General features: G+C 35.4%; 16 protein-coding genes. 2 read left to right on the top strand and 14 right to left on the bottom strand.

The annotated features are described in order from the left end of the window. Positions 1-78: 78 nt before the first annotated feature. The 3 genes from F3J02_RS01210 to F3J02_RS01200 form a co-directional block, all read right to left on the bottom strand. Positions 79-435, bottom strand: coding sequence for a winged helix-turn-helix domain-containing protein (locus tag F3J02_RS01210; protein WP_167246924.1), 357 nt, complete (start codon positions 433-435; stop codon positions 79-81). A 59-nt stretch (positions 436-494) separates the two neighbouring features. Beyond that, positions 495-1,604 carry an S-(hydroxymethyl)glutathione dehydrogenase/class III alcohol dehydrogenase gene (locus F3J02_RS01205; RefSeq protein ID WP_167247836.1) on the bottom strand — a complete coding sequence of 370 codons (1,110 nt, stop codon included), beginning with the start codon at positions 1,602-1,604 and terminating at the stop codon, positions 495-497. A 306-nt stretch (positions 1,605-1,910) separates the two neighbouring features. Further along, a complete protein-coding gene (locus tag F3J02_RS01200; RefSeq protein ID WP_005313619.1) occupies positions 1,911-2,186 on the bottom strand; it encodes a metal/formaldehyde-sensitive transcriptional repressor in 276 nt (91 codons plus the stop codon). Positions 2,187-2,482: 296 nt separating this feature from the next. Here F3J02_RS01200 and F3J02_RS01195 point away from each other — a divergent pair, with 296 nt between their 5' ends. Further along, the gene (locus tag F3J02_RS01195; protein WP_167246922.1) at positions 2,483-3,991 is read left to right on the top strand and encodes a phospholipase D family protein; all 1,509 of its coding nucleotides are present in this window, start codon (positions 2,483-2,485) and stop codon (positions 3,989-3,991) included. Between the two features lie 153 nt (positions 3,992-4,144). Here the strand turns inward: F3J02_RS01195 and F3J02_RS01190 are convergent, their stop codons facing one another. From F3J02_RS01190 to F3J02_RS01145, 10 genes are all read right to left on the bottom strand, one after another. Next, positions 4,145-4,768 carry a class I SAM-dependent methyltransferase gene (locus tag F3J02_RS01190; RefSeq protein ID WP_167246920.1) on the bottom strand — a complete coding sequence of 208 codons (624 nt, stop codon included), beginning with the start codon at positions 4,766-4,768 and terminating at the stop codon, positions 4,145-4,147. Positions 4,769-4,787: 19 nt separating this feature from the next. Continuing rightward, positions 4,788-5,378: a uracil-DNA glycosylase family protein gene (locus tag F3J02_RS01185; protein ID WP_167246918.1), complete on the bottom strand. Its 591-nt coding sequence runs from the start codon at positions 5,376-5,378 to the stop codon at positions 4,788-4,790. 239 nt (positions 5,379-5,617) lie between these two features. Beyond that, positions 5,618-5,959: a hypothetical protein gene (locus F3J02_RS01180; protein ID WP_228284308.1), complete on the bottom strand. Its 342-nt coding sequence runs from the start codon at positions 5,957-5,959 to the stop codon at positions 5,618-5,620. A 385-nt stretch (positions 5,960-6,344) separates the two neighbouring features. Further along, positions 6,345-6,668 carry a hypothetical protein gene (locus tag F3J02_RS01175; protein ID WP_167246916.1) on the bottom strand — a complete coding sequence of 108 codons (324 nt, stop codon included), beginning with the start codon at positions 6,666-6,668 and terminating at the stop codon, positions 6,345-6,347. A gap of 603 nt (positions 6,669-7,271) precedes the next feature. Next, positions 7,272-7,733 (bottom strand): hypothetical protein, encoded by a 462-nt coding sequence (locus tag F3J02_RS01170; protein ID WP_167246914.1) that lies wholly within the window; start codon positions 7,731-7,733, stop codon positions 7,272-7,274. A gap of 538 nt (positions 7,734-8,271) precedes the next feature. Continuing rightward, the gene (locus tag F3J02_RS01165) at positions 8,272-8,895 is read right to left on the bottom strand and encodes a LysE family translocator (RefSeq protein ID WP_228284307.1); all 624 of its coding nucleotides are present in this window, start codon (positions 8,893-8,895) and stop codon (positions 8,272-8,274) included. A 70-nt stretch (positions 8,896-8,965) separates the two neighbouring features. After that, on the bottom strand, positions 8,966-9,787 hold the full coding sequence (locus tag F3J02_RS01160) for an AraC family transcriptional regulator (protein WP_167246910.1): 822 nt from the start codon (positions 9,785-9,787) through the stop codon (positions 8,966-8,968). Positions 9,788-9,951: 164 nt separating this feature from the next. Continuing rightward, entirely contained in the window at positions 9,952-10,749 is a 798-nt protein-coding gene (locus F3J02_RS01155; RefSeq protein WP_167246908.1) for a class I SAM-dependent methyltransferase, read from the bottom strand. 74 nt (positions 10,750-10,823) lie between these two features. Beyond that, on the bottom strand, positions 10,824-11,084 hold the full coding sequence (locus tag F3J02_RS01150; protein WP_167246906.1) for a hypothetical protein: 261 nt from the start codon (positions 11,082-11,084) through the stop codon (positions 10,824-10,826). Positions 11,085-11,245: 161 nt separating this feature from the next. Beyond that, the gene (locus F3J02_RS01145) at positions 11,246-12,337 is read right to left on the bottom strand and encodes an LLM class flavin-dependent oxidoreductase (RefSeq protein ID WP_167246904.1); all 1,092 of its coding nucleotides are present in this window, start codon (positions 12,335-12,337) and stop codon (positions 11,246-11,248) included. Positions 12,338-12,654: 317 nt separating this feature from the next. Here F3J02_RS01145 and F3J02_RS01140 point away from each other — a divergent pair, with 317 nt between their 5' ends. Then, a complete protein-coding gene (locus F3J02_RS01140) occupies positions 12,655-13,149 on the top strand; it encodes a DUF2867 domain-containing protein (protein WP_167246902.1) in 495 nt (164 codons plus the stop codon). Positions 13,150-13,217: 68 nt separating this feature from the next. On the opposite strand, the gene F3J02_RS01135 is transcribed toward F3J02_RS01140, so the two are convergent. Then, the gene (locus F3J02_RS01135) at positions 13,218-15,548 is read right to left on the bottom strand and encodes a TonB-dependent receptor (RefSeq protein ID WP_167246900.1); all 2,331 of its coding nucleotides are present in this window, start codon (positions 15,546-15,548) and stop codon (positions 13,218-13,220) included. Positions 15,549-15,605 lie beyond the last annotated feature (57 nt).

The raw sequence follows: 15,605 nt of genomic DNA, 5'->3' as shown, positions 1-15,605 counted from the left end.
TCAGCAAATTTTTATCGAGTGTGAAAGAATCAAAGTAAATGTGATGAAATGCAATTTAAATTATTTATATTTATAAGATTATTTATTTACTTTTAGATAGTTAGTTAAATCTTCAAACTCAGTTGCTACTGCTTTAATTGCTTGCTGCTCCATGGCTCTATATTTTTTGAGCACGACTTGCCCCAATTCAGTTACTACTGCACCACCACCATGCGTTCCACCTGTTTGGGTATCGACCAGATTGGAATGAAAGCATTGGTTCATGGTATCCACCAACTGCCATGCACGGCGATAACTCATATCCATAGACTTTGCTGCTTGGGAAATTGATCCTGTACGATGAATCGCTTCAAGTAGCTCAGCTTTACCCGGACCAAAAGCAATCTGCTGATCAGATAAGATTCGCACATGTAGCTTTAATTGTGCTTTTGACATTTCATATTACCCAAGATTTGATGATGTATTTCACATCATCAAATCCTATCATTTTTAAATTAGAAATGAATCACGGTACGAATCGACTTACCTTCATGCATTAGGTCAAAGGCATGATTAATATCATCCAACGGCATGGTATGCGTTACAAATGGTGCCAGCTCAATCTCACCTTTCATTGCATCTTCAACCATTTTTGGTAATTGGCTACGGCCTTTTACACCGCCAAAAGCAGTTCCCATCCATTTACGTCCTGTCACTAACTGGAATGGACGTGTTGAGATTTCCTGACCTGCACCCGCAACGCCAATAATCACCGATTGGCCCCAACCACGGTGTGCACATTCGAGTGCCGAACGCATAACATTGGTATTGCCAATACATTCAAATGAATGATCTACACCCCAACCTGTCATTTCAACAATCACTTGTTGAATCGGCTGATCATAATCTTTTGGATTTAAGAAGTCAGTTGCACCAAACTGTTTTGCTAGTTCAAATTTATCTGGGTTGGTATCAATGACAATAATACGCCCAGCTTTAGCTTGACGTGCACCTTGCACTGCCGCAAGACCAATACCACCAAGACCAAAGATAGCAACGCTATCGCCCTCTTGTACCTTCGCAGTGTTATGTACCGCACCAATCCCTGTGGTTACACCACAACCCAATAAGCACACTTGTTCGTGATTGGCTTCAGGGTTAATTTTTGCCAAAGACACTTCAGCAACGACGGTATATTCACTAAAGGTTGAACAACCCATATAGTGATAAATCGGTTGTCCATTATAAGAAAACCGTGTTGTGCCATCTGGCATTACACCTTTACCTTGAGTTGCACGAACAGCAACGCATAAATTGGTTTTGCCCGATTTACAGAATAAGCATTCTTTACACTCAGCAGTATACAGCGGAATCACATGGTCACCGACTGCAACACTAGTCACACCTTCACCAACTTGCACCACAACCCCTGCACCTTCATGACCCAGCACTGCGGGGAAAACACCTTCAGGATCATCACCTGACAAAGTGAAGGCATCGGTATGGCACACACCAGTATGGGTAATTTTAATCAGGACTTCACCCGCTTTAGGTGGTTCAACATCAAGCTCTACGATTTGTAATGGTTCGCCTGCGGCAAAAGCAACGGCTGCACGAGATTTAATCACAATGACACTCCTTTGGGTCAGTTGATATTTCAACCATGCATTGTGTTATCGGCTAAATGAGGAGCAATTAAAGCTCCGTAAATAAACAAGGCATGAAACACAGACAATGGCGGCTCCCTTGTCAAGTTTCATAACGCAGTTTACGGAAGTTTTAGCCATAACCCTATGGGACAGGTAGATTTTTTATCGTTACGGCGTTAGGTTTTGCTTACTTAGAATCACTAAGTTTCACAAACCCTGCCTTGTACCGCTTAAAAAATCTCTTCTGTCACAAGCATCTGTGAAATATCAGCTGCCCCTAATTTACTTTAAATAAGATTTAAGAATTTTACTGACTTGAATGAGCTCTTGACTGCGTTGCAACTCAGACGATTCACCGACAACTAAGGTATCTTTGAGGTGAATTTCGAGAAGTTCCGTCATCAAACCATTTAATGCACCACGAACTGCACAGATTTGCTGCAAGATATCAGCACATTCTGTGTCACTTTCCAAAGCCCTTTCCACACTCTGAACTTGACCTTGGATTCGTCTTACACGTGTGAGAATCTTTTTTTTATCCTCTAACTGTTTAGGCATAATGTCGACCACATTAAATCTAAAAATATACTATACACCAGTATAGTACTTAAACTCAATATTTGTTGATCTAGATTCTATTAAGCTGTGTCCATTGGAATGAATTTACATAGAAAATTAAATTATTAAAATGATAACCCATTGATTATCTTTATAATTACATTTCACCCTTGGAACAAAACAGCATTTAGATATATAAGAAAATCAATCACCTACATATTACTGTTGGACCTACACGCTTGATCAATAAAATGATAAAAAATTCATACCATTTTAAGATAATGACACTTGTTATCATGTTAGGAATTGGTGGTTGTTCTTTGCCACTCAATCAGAACCATGATCGGAGTAACTCCTTGCATACGAAAACAAAGTGGATGAATGATCCACAAGCCGATCTTAATATTGAAAAAGGTTTAACTGCATTTTTAGCATTGGATGATGCCTTCTTAAGTATTGCCTCACGTATTCATTTAATTCGAAATGCCAAGCATCAACTGGATTTGCAATATTATATTTGGAATGACGATGCCATTGGCAACATGATGCTGCATGAGTTGCTCAAAGCAGCTGATCGCGGGGTAAAAGTCCGTTTATTGATTGATGATCAAAATGGCATAAAACTAGATAAAACCTTAAAAGCCCTGGCCCAACATCCAAATTTTGAAATCCGTATTTTCAATCCTTATAAGTTTAGGCACTTACGCTTTATTGATTATGTTTTTAGACTGAAACAGATTAATCATCGTATGCACAATAAGCTCACTATTGCCGATCATTCAATTGCGGTTACAGGTGGCCGTAATATCAGTAGTGAATACTTTGAAGCCAGTGACCAGTTTCAGTTTAGCGACATGGACATTTTGTTCTATGGTAAAGCAGTTGATCGCGCGGAACAGGTTTTCGATGAATTTTGGACCGATAAACTCAGTTATTCAACAGAGCAATTAATAGGTTCTGGTACGCCTCAACAACTGGAAAGTTTAAGAAATACTTATATAGCCTTAGATCAAGTGGATACACCCACCGAAGATAAACTCGAAGCCGCTCAAGATTATTTAAAATTACGTTTACAAAACTATCCAATCCAATGGGCAAAAGCACATTTTGTCGCAGATCATCCGAATAAGGCCTTAGGACAAGCCAAAGATCAGCAGCTTTTATATGCCCAAGTTTTGAAAATTATGGGTAAACCAGAACAGCATATGGAGTTAGTCTCGGCTTATTTTGTTCCTACAAAACAAGGAACGACCTACCTCAATCAACTCTCTAAAGATGGTATTAAAGTCCGTGTCCTAACCAATAGTTTGGTGGCCAATGATGTCGCTGTGGTGCATTCTTTTTATAGCCAATACCGTAAACCACTTTTACAAAGTGGCGTACAACTTTATGAGTTTAAACCGAATATTGAACGGAAAAAACGGACTTGGTATGAAATTGCGACAGGGAGCGTGATTCCGGTAAAAGGCAAGAATCGCTCAAGTTTGCATGCCAAATTTTTTGATGTCGATGGAAAGGTTTTTATTGGTTCATTTAACTTTGACCCGCGCTCTGCCCATTTAAACACTGAAGTTGGTTTAGTAGTTGAATCTGATCATTTACAAGACCAAATCACCGCTATGCTTGATCAGCATTTATTACAAGTGGCTTATCAACTCAAATTAGATCAAAACGGTGATATTGTTTGGTATGAGCATAAGGAAAATGGTGAAGTTATTGAGCACCATCATGACCCTGAAAGTACCAGATTCCAACGTTTTACCATGCACTTTGTGTCTTATTTTCCAGTTGAATGGATGATGTAAATCATCCTTCAATAAGATTTAATTTGCTGAATTGACCTCTTTCTTCATCCTAAAAGGGCAGTCAATTGATTTGGTCTGAATTTGCTCATGTAAGAGAATTCAGAATCAAACGTTTAGATGGGTTAAATATCCTCGGATGATGGAGTGTTTAAGCTAATCCAAAGTCATTTCAAATAAACACAGCCCTTCTATCTCTAACGGCATCTTAATCTGTGTAAAAGATGCCTGTTCAAGTGCATCCAAATGCTCTTGTTTAGTCATATAAAGCTGATTATTTTGCATTGCATGTGCTGCACACAAATGATCACACACTAAATAATGGCCTTGAGGTTTTAATAAGGTTTTTACGATTCTATGGAAATCGGTTGCATAGCATTTATGTCGAAGCTCATGTAATGCTTGATGGATAATAATCAAATCATACTTCTGGGAGAATGTATTCTGCCAATCAGCAGCTTTAAAGCTTCCAACAATATAGGTTGCCCGTGCTCTTTCAGCGGCATTGAGTTTTTCTTGTGCCAGCTGATGCATCGCTTCTGAAAAATCAAAAGCGGTATACTCAATGTTAGTAAGTTGCGAGAGCAAATGTTGAGCTAAAAAACCTGGCCCAGAACCAAGTTCCAATATCTGATATTGTTCAGAAATATGCGGTCTAATAAAATTGGTGTAATATTCAAAAAAGTTCTTGCGCCACGGTCTTTTTATATTCGCCGTTTCTTGCCATTCCAAAGCATCAGCGAAATTTCTTAAATCAATTGGACTTGCAACATCCTGCATTTATTTCCCCCTTTAATAATTAGATTAAACCAATTTGGCTAAAGAACTGTTGATAGGCTTCAGCTTTCTTTTCTAGAGCTAATGGATAGGCTCGCGATGATGACGGCAGTCGATATAGACTCAGCTCTCGATCAGCATAATTTACCTGCACCGACTGTCCAATCATAGGTTTAATGGCTTGCGCTGGAAAATGTTGCATCAACGTATCTGTTGCTTTATCACCTGTGGTCATGATGGTATGACACAGTGGAATTTGTTCAAGTAATTTGGATAAATCTGTAGGCGTGACAATTTCTAAAAACTTATCAGACGCATTACCCTGCAAGCGTTTCACTTGATAGGCCGTGTCAAAGATTCCTACACCAATTTGAGTTAAGAACTCACGGATAAGTTGTTCTTTAAAGTTTTTATTGGCTAAGTCTAAAAAGTAATCTTTATCATTAAAAAAGATCAGACCGAAGATTCTCCACATGTCGTTTTGATAGTTTGGATAGTAAAAATCCATCTTCCACCGACTTTGCGGTGGTGGAAAACTACCGAGCATCAGTAGCTTAGCAGTCGCTGGTAAAAACGGTTGTAATGGGTGTGTTTCTATTTTGATATCAGTCATTTATATAAATAGCCAAATTTCAAATTGAGCGAATAATTTTATTTATTTTATAGAATCTTGTAGTGTTTTGCTTGGATGTTTTTATTGGTTAAAATTTCATCTGCACAATATCATTTTTTCTTTGAGTTTGCTGATCTGACAGCGTTAATTTCACTGATAAAGCTCTGCGTTCAGGCACATAAATAAATCCCTAAAAATATAAGTTATCTTTCTAAATCATCTTTATGATGCTAAATAGTTCAATCAAAAAGATGTCTTAAGGCATCGTCTTCTTCACCTGAACTAGGATATTCTCTAGATCTAGCAAATTCTTGCTCTCTCATTTCACGTTCGAATTTTTCAGTCTCAAGTCTAGCTTTTTCGTTATCAATTATACGTTGCTGATTTTTCCTAGCTTTTTCAGCTGCTTCCTGTTGAACTCTTACTTGATACTCCACCTCAATCTCAGCCATTTTTTGCATGTGCTGTTGAAATTGCTGTTGTTTTTTTTGTTCTCTTTGCAATCGATCATGATTAGATTTCCATATAACCCCAAACATTAATAGAAAAATAATACTCAGAATAATGTAAATTTTATTCATTAGCTAATGCCATTCCCAAGATAACAACAACGAACTCTTATAAAGTCGTTTAGATTCTCTGATTTATTTTGTTTGGATTATAGCGAGCTAAAAATAAAATTTACAAAAAACAGATGAATGGAAATACAACAAAAGCCGTACTAAAGTAGCTTTTCATATTGTTTAATTATTTGGATCTAAAACTCCCAGTTGTATTTCCTTTGCAATCGATTTGAATTTTATCCATTGTCAAAGATCTTCCATCATTCATCATTAGATATTGCTTAGCACTTAGGTAATAGTTTAACTGTCCAAAAGGATGTTTAAAATTACAGTGGCTAGCTAAACTTTTACTTCATAACATCAATGGCATATAACATATATAATATCAATCACTTAGTTACCTTTAATCACAATTGATTCCAAGCTTTTCACTGTAACTTTCAGTCATGATTTTCAGATCATTCATCAGTTTATTTTTAGATTCTTCTTTTGAAAGCCTTAGTGTTGCAGGTATAAACTCATACTTATAAATTTTAGGATAGTTTAGACACAACACGTATTTCTGAACATCTTTTTCAGCTAGAGGGTCATTAAGAATAACTAAAAATTCTTCAATCTTTTTGTTGGCTTCTACCAAATGTTTTTTTGCTACTCTTTCCCCCAAATTTGGTAGTTGGTCACAGCCAACAATTAATGCTGCAAGGCAAAGTATTAATATTTTTTTCATGCGATTAGCTTTTAAAGATATTGAAGATGGGTGAGTTGAAAGAAGAAATTTATAGCATAATTTTTGAAAAAACAACGACTTTAAAAACAAAAATCAGATGAATTAATATACACCCCTTACTACTCAGAATTATTCACTTTGCAGTTTATACAATTTGATTTGCTACTGCTGAAAAAATTTTACTATTTTAATCATTTATGAATAAATCATGTTCATCTTGCCATCATTCATAAACATGGATGTGAATGAGTGAAGCCACGTTATCTATTTTTTCTATTCTATCTTTTACTTTTTGAAGAATGCTTCAACTATTTCAATGATTTTCAAGGCAAGCTCAATGCTTAAATTAGGGGATTGATTTTTCTATTTAATCGTATCCAAAGCATCAGCATCTTTGATCTAAATTGTATAAGCTGAGACTTGCACTTAAATCATATATGCACCAAAATTATCATGAATCAATTCGAATATTGACTCGAGTGATATCAATATAAGTAACAAACGAACAGTCATATATTTTTGATAAATCATTAAAACTCCAATTTTCAATTGAAGAAATCTAATTTTGAGTAAAAATAAACTTGAGTATTTACTATATAATATTTATCTACAATTTTTATTATTCAAGATAACATTACCTAAAGTCTCTCCAACCTTATTTTTATATAATACCTCAACTTTATGGTCGTTAACGCCCATGTATTTAAAATTGAAAAGCTCTTTACACCATACCTGAAAACCTTCCTTAGTGCTAATGAAGTCAGCTAAATCCTTTTCTTCAGCTTCTGATAAGTCTAAAGTGGGGCTCAATGTTACCGAAGAATAATGTGGTGTCATAGAAGCTGCTGTTATCTTTATTAACTCATTTGATTTATCAGTCAGTGAACTTGACGCCTTTTCTTTTGCCTTATTAAAAAAATCTATAGCTCGATCAAGATCTATAAATTTGAAATCCTGCCCTACGATCCCTAATTCTTTCAATTCATCATCAGCATTAAAATCGCCATTCGCTGTTACATTAAGACTGAAAGCTAATAAGATTGAAGCAATTAAAATTTTTGTCATAAAAACCCCCTTTATAATAGAAGTAATTTATCAAATGAATAATCCGAAGTCATTAAAAAAAACACTTTAAGCGGTTTAATTTATATTAGACTCTTTATGCAATAGACAATTAGTTTTGATTTTGGATTTCGTCTTCAGTAAACACATAGGAACATATATCAAGCCTTTGTTTTATCTTGAATAAATTCATACTTAGAATTTGTTCCCTAGGTTATATCTAAATACTACCCCATATGGGCTGAGCCTAGAAAATCTTTAAATAGGTCATTTCCTACATCATTCTTCATTTGGCGTGATCTATAAGGTTATTTAAATTTTAGATCGATCAGGGCTAATCCTACTAAAAAGATGATAGTGATAAATTCTATTTCTTAGCTGTATCTGTTTGCTTAAAAATCAATATTCATGTGAAACATGTAACAATATTTGAATGCTTATCATATACAGATTGATGATTTTATAGCTGTACCAAACTATCATCACTATGCTACATGTTTAGCTACATTTGTGAATGTTTAACTACATAAGCGCAATATCGTTACAAACGAACAAATAAGATCAATAAGCCTAAAAACACAATAATGACTCCAAAAAACTTGTTGATATAAACACTGATCTTAGAGTCTGCTCTGACATTAGCGGCAATTTTACCTGCTAACAATACAATTGGAATTTGTATTAATAACATGACAATGATCAACTCAATGCCAAGTATTAACATTTGAAACATAGTACGGCCAGCTTCGAGATGAATGAACTGTGGAATGAAAGCCAGCGTAAATATGATAGCTTTTGGATTTAAGAGATTAGTAAGTAATCCTTCTAAATAAAGCTTTTTATAGCTTTTTTTAGACTTCTTGTTATCAATGCTGAGTGGATTATTATTTATAAATAGACTAAAACCAACCCACAAAATGTATAGTGCACCAAGAATGATAAAACTTTTATACAGTACAGCAGAAGAATAAATTAATGCCGTTACACCAGCAATCGCAAATAGGATATGGAACATCACTCCAGTCACAGCGCCCAATACAGTGATCAATCCCGCCCTAGCTCCGAGACTCATTGCATTTGATAATGCACGCAACATATCAGGACCAGGAATAAGCGTTAAAATCATCGCAGAAATAGCAAATAGCCAAAGTGTTGAAATATCCATAAACATCATTTGAAACGTTAATTGGACATATTTTCAATATCTTTAAACCCACAAGATAGAATGATATTGCTCAGCGGCTAAAGTTGCGATAGTTACGAGGAGTCGTCCCATAAGTAGATTTAAATGCTCTTCCTAAATGAGATTGATCAGAAAAGCCACAGCTAACTGCAATTTCTGCAATTTCATGACCTGTCGAAAGCATTCTTTTCACTTGCTGTAGCTTAAGTTGCCGTTGATAACGGCTTGGGGACAAACCAAACTTTGCTGTAAATTGACGACATAAATGGAATTTCGACATTCCTGCTGCTTGTGCTAATCGATCTAGGCTAATCCCTTCAAATTGATAATCATGAAGATATTCTTTTGCTCGTATTAAATGTGATGATGCTGAACTCTTTTGACTTGCAAAGTTTTGCACTCCAATAGAAGAAAATACGTGAAGAAATTCAGCCATACAATTACTCCAAACAACCTCTCTTTCAAACTTATCAGTGTCTGTGTTTGTTAAAACTGTGGCAGCTTCACAAAGTTTTTTTGCAAATACAGTTTGTTTTAGACCAGCTACAATATTCGGAGGCAAATGTATTTCCATACTTTCAGCAGTATTAAATACACTCTCCACCTTTGGATAAAACATAAAATAGCGACATCCTTGCTCACCAACGACTGTTCCAGCATGGATTTCTCCTGGAGCAATGATGCTGACTTCACCACGTTGAACAATTCCTTCCATTTTTTTCTGAGCACTATTGTTATTAGCCCCGCGTAACACAACACCAACTGACCAAGTATCATGCCAATGCCTTTCAAACTCATGGTCAGAAAAATCTGCGATAAGTAGCTCTAAGCCATCTAGATCATCAAAACAATGTATTCGTGCAGAATTTTTCATATCAGCTCAATCTTAAAGATTTAGACAGTTCGTAATGAATGTGAAATTTATTATACGTGATCTTAAAGAAAAGCTTCATTAAAGAGCCTTTAGATTTTTTAAAACACCTTCCAGCCAACTAAAGCATTTTAGAAATAAACCATTAATATTTAAGTAATTTAAACCTAAATGTTTTGGTTCTTTTCACCCAATATTGAGAACATCAATGGTAAATTTTTGCCAAAATGCTCAATCCTGTATTTTTCATTCTCTTTAGTCATATTACTAAAACAGTTATAGGATGAGTAATCATATTCTTTGAATTCGAGAACATTTATTCCATGATTGATTAAACTTGTAAATATTTCACTCAGGCTATGATTCCATGTGATCGCTTGATAGGTTATTTCTGCTGATTTATCAGCATAAGAGCCAGTAGATGTTTCACTTATAGGGTCATTTTTGAAGTAGCTATATGTTATATTTTTAATTTCATCATCAAACATCCATATGACGGGATGAAATTCAACAATTAAAAATTTACCCCCAATTTTTAAAAAATTGGATATCACCTTAGCCCATAAGTCTAAATTTTCTAACCATCCTATAACGCCATAACTCGTAAATACGTAATCATATTTTTTGTCTAAAACACTAGGTAGTTCATAAATATTGGAGCAAATAAACTCTACATTTAAACCTAGTTCATCGTTAAACTCTTTTGCTTTCTTTATGGCTTCTTCTGAAAAGTCTATAGCTGTAACATTAGCACCAAGTTGAGCCAAAGACATAGAATCTTGTCCGAAATGACATTGTAAATGTAGTATGGATTTTCCTGAAATATTTCCTAAAATACCCAATTCTATTGGGTTTAGCGTGTTTCTTCCTTTTAGAAAGGAAATATTGTCATAAAACTCGCTTTTGATATGCGCATTTGTTTTTAAATTCCAAGCATTCTTATTAATACTGATATAGTCACTCATCTTTTATCCTTTAAGAACTTAAAATTAGTTTTAATTATAAAGAAAGCCCTTAAGGGCCTTCTTTTACATCTAACTCAAGCATTAAATTGTGATTGAGTCATTTCACCTAAATAGCAAATCGAGATCACAAATAAATTCTCTGGCTGAGCCGTGGGATCATTCTTTTGGATCCACTCAGCGCCAATGACATTCAACTCATTAAGCTTTGACTTTGAAACTGGCGGTAGATATGTTTCTAAAGGCAACTGAATACTAAAATTTCTTGTATTGCCATTAATACTCTTATCATTAAATGTATAAGCAATTAAGTACCAATGATATTTCTGTTCAGACATTTATTATTCTCAAGTTTAATTATTGAGCTATTTTTATAGCATAAAAAATTAAAACACCCACTCAAAATTCATGTTTTTAATCCTTTTTATCTAAATCAAAGACTCACAACAAACTGTGATGATCTTTGACACATCTAAAGATCATCACAAACCTCATCAGCCTAGGCTTGCAGTAAGCCTCTATCTTTTAAAATCGGTAAAACATGATCCCTGAAATATGGAAATTCTTGGGTGTAATTGAGAAAAGATAAGGTGCTACCTGAAAAACCTGTTTCATCTAACCGTATTAACCCTTCAGCAACTTGTTCGGGAGTACCAACCAACGGAAAACCACCATGACCTACCGCAATACGTTGGCGTAATTGTTCACGTAAATCAGCTGGAAAAGATTTGCAAAATGAAAATAAAGTATCCATCAAATGTTCAACAGCACCATGATCAGCATGATTCAGTTGTCGATCCCATTCTGCTTTGGCTTCTTCTTCAGTAGCACGGCATATTACATGAGCAAAGGTCAGGACTTTAATTTTCCGACCTAAGGTTTCGGCTTCATCTTTAAGTTCTTTAATTTCTGCAACTGAGCGTGCTAAATCAGCAGCAGGTGTAAATAAAAAATCTGAATTTTTAATGGCGAACTCACGTCCTTCTTTTGAACCAGCGGCATTAAAAATGGGTGGAAAAATTTGAGGAGCTGGTTTTCCATAGGTACCTTGGGTTTGAAAAAACTTTCCTTGCCAATCAAAAGGCTCACTACTTTGCCAAGTTTTTTTAATTAATTCATACCACTCTTGTGCATAACCATATCGTGTTTCATGATCATCAGGCAACTGTAAACCCAAAGCATCATATTCAGGTTTATTCCATCCTGCGACAATGTTTAGGCCAACACGATTATCACTGACTTGGGCCATAGTTGCGATTTGTTTTGCGACTACAATTGGATGGTTCAGTACCGTATGCAATGTAGCAAAAATCTGAATATTTTTCGTTTTTGCCAATAATGCCGATGTCCATGTCACGGTCTCTAACACCGTTCCATGAAAATCCTTTTTGCCACCATGCCCAATAAAACGTGCCGCGGATAACATAAAATCAATACCGGCATCATCGGCCATTTGCGCTAATTCTAAATTTTGGCTCCAACTGGCATCCCAGCCATCCTCTAGAGTTGAAGGTGTTAAACCACCAGAACAATTAGAGGCAAAAATGCCCAATTTAAAGTGATCAGATAAATTGAAGTTGTGTTGATACATGTTTTTTTCCTTTTTAATATAAATCGTTAAAAATTTGGAATGGCAAAATCTACTTCCCGAAAAAAGCCAGTTTTATCAAAGTAAGGACTTATTTCTCTATGTTATAAAATCAGCCCTGCTGTAGTTAAATTCTCTATAAATTATGTGAAATATAACTTAGCTTATCAAAATAAATATCAATTATAAAATCCATTTTTCATTAGAATATCAAATCAAATTCAAAATAATCGTCAGATAATGTGATTGACAAATATCCAGAAATTCATCTATAAATTACTATATATTTCATATATCTATAAAATCTAGGAATAAGCACAATGGAACATCAGAATGACCTTCATCCTTTGGTTGCTCCATTAGCAGCGCTTAACTACCTACATGAAGCACATCAATACATCGATAAAAAACTGACAGTGATACAAGTTTATAACTTAATGACAGGCCATCCACCCTTTTGGCTACGTATCGCCTTTAAAATCAGAGATTTTTTAAGTTTAAAGATTGGAGGTGTTCAACCGATCAAAGGCTTTGATTCGGTTAAACCTGAAAATGTTGTGATCAATGAAAAATTGGATTTTTTTGATGTGGTAAAAATTACGGACAGGGAATTATATTTACAATCTACAGATAAACATCTCAGCGTATTGGTCGCATTACAACTTCAAGAACATGATGAATTAAAGAATGAGTTAACTGTCACAACCAGTGTGATCACTTACAATCTTTTTGGAAAGATTTACATGCTTCCTGTCTCCTTGGTGCATGATTTAATCGTCAAAAATTCATTAAAGAATTTAAATCAATCGTTTTAAGTGGCAACCACTGAAAGCGCTTATTGAGCATTACTTCCAGTGGGTAATTTTAAATAAGATTGATAAAACTAGATCTTCATATTAATCCCAACTTGAAAACCTCGCCCTGGCAATGGTGCAATATATTTCAAAGGAGAGTTATGCGGTCTCGCTTCCTCATTCAGCAGATTTGAGCCGTTTAGGAACACGTCAATATCAGAATTCTTGAATTTTAGATGCTTGCTGATCTGCATATCGACCATATTGAATGCTGGTAAAGGCTTTTCCTCCGAAACATTCTTCCCTAAATATTTAGGTTTATCATAATAAATACTTGATAGGCGTGCAGCCCAATCTCTGTTACTCCACTCTACGCTTGCACCATAACGGCTTGTTGGCATGTTCGGTAAATAATTGCCATCATTATGCAAACTTGATGAACTCGGATTGATATTTTTATTCTTCACAAAATCTGCAAATGCGCCAAGCGTAAACATGCCAAATTGCTGTGTATTAATTTTCTGTTTGAGGTCAACTTCAAAACCTGTAATTTCAGTATCTGTTTGAGTCCAGTATTTGAGTGGTAAGCGATTCGCCGTTTGCATTCCAGAATGAGTGAGATAGAGATAATTTTCAAATTTCATCTTATATACAGTGGCTTCAAGATTAAAATCTTGATAATTGAATAAGCCAGTCAGCTCTGTATTTTTAGATGTTTCAGGCTCTAACTTTTGATTACCTTGCTCATTAATCATAATTGAATAATGGTTGCCACTCGCATAAAGCTCATTCAGCTCTGGTGCACGTTTCGATACCGCATATCTAAGTTTCATACCTAAATAGTCATTCATTCTAAGATATGAACCGAAGCTATAGCTTTCTAAATCGAAATTGGTATCTTGCAACTTGCTATTCGGTGAGTTGCGAGATACTTTGAAGTCACTGTCTTTGATTGTATGATCAATACTTTCTTGACGATAGCCTGCATCGAAAGACACACGATTTAGGTCAATTTTTTCTTGGATAAAAATCGCTTGTGTTTTGGTTTTTACATTAGGAAGATAGCGTAACTTGCCCTGTCCTTCGATGCTTCGATTAATCTGACTCAGTCCAAGTAAACCATTTAAGTACGGCAAAGGTTGATGCCTGAAGAGTATCTCAGCTTGTTTGGTATCAAAGCGGTAATCATTCGCAAGTTGCGTACCTAAATACTCACCTGAACGATTGATCACTTGATTCGCTTTGAAATCAATCCCCTTCAAAAATGGTATATCAAAATTATATTGACTATCCAATGTATATTTGCGTTGATCCGTCTTTATTCCCACTGGTAGACCATCATCATAAGACGATTGAAATGACTTATTTTCTAAAGAAAAGCCCGGTACACCGTATGCATTTTTCTGAGAATCTGCACTCAAACCAATATAGCCATTTTCCAGAAAATAAGTACTGCCGATCGCATAATGCTGATTTTCCAAATAGCTATTGCCTAGCTTTTGATTGTAATTTGGTGTCACATCGTTATTAATTCTATTTTCTTTAATCTTGGGTGTATCAGCAATATATTCAGGATTTACTGGATTGATATAAGTCTTACCACTCCAAACTGATGAGGGTTTATCGGTATAGAATGAAAACTTCCCATCTGCCCAATCTGGATTTTCAGTCATAAACTGGTCAATATATTTTTGTGAAGCAGTATTATAAATCCGCTCTATGCGCGTATCTTTTTGACAAGCATCTGCCAATGCTGGATTTACACCACCCGTTACGGGGAAAACTGCACTATTACACAGTCCGGCTTTACTATATCCCGGAATTTTATAAGAAGAAATGTCTTGTTTTGAAAATAAGAAATTGGTTGAAAAGTTGCTTTGATTATTTAAATTCAGTTTAAAACCATGTGCATCTGCATTATTCCAACCTTTTCGCACAGCCAGTTCTAAATTATGATCGTTCTTGGGAATTTCTTTGCTAATCAAGTCACTCTCTACATTTACACTGCCACCGATTGCATTTCCGCCGTATCGCACACTATCCGAAGATTTATTGACAAGAATAGAATGGTTAAATAAAGGATCAAAAGGAACTGTAATATTACCACTGATTGCATTCATGCCATAAGCAGAGAGTCCATCCTCCAGAATTTGTACTCGATTACCACTTAAGCTGCGGATGATGGGTGCGCCAGAGTTCGGACCAAAGGCACTACTTTGCACGCCTGACACCTGCTTAAGTGCATCTCCTAAAGTTTGATTTTGAGCATTGCGATTCTCTACAACGATATTGTTCCCGATTGAAAGATCAGTTTCTGCTTTTAAACTAATATTTGGCAAAATGACTGGGCTATCCTGCTCATTTGCAGATGCTTGATGATGAATAAATAGAATGGCTATTGCCAGGGCTTTGTAACGCACATTGAACTCCTTATTTTCAATTGTTATGTTATAACATAACAATTGAATATTCAAATA

This window comes from Acinetobacter sp. Tr-809, assembly GCF_011753255.1.
Classification (GTDB): domain Bacteria; phylum Pseudomonadota; class Gammaproteobacteria; order Pseudomonadales; family Moraxellaceae; genus Acinetobacter.
The sequence above is the reverse complement of the archived record's forward strand: the minus strand, read 5'-3'. Positions and strand labels throughout refer to the sequence as shown.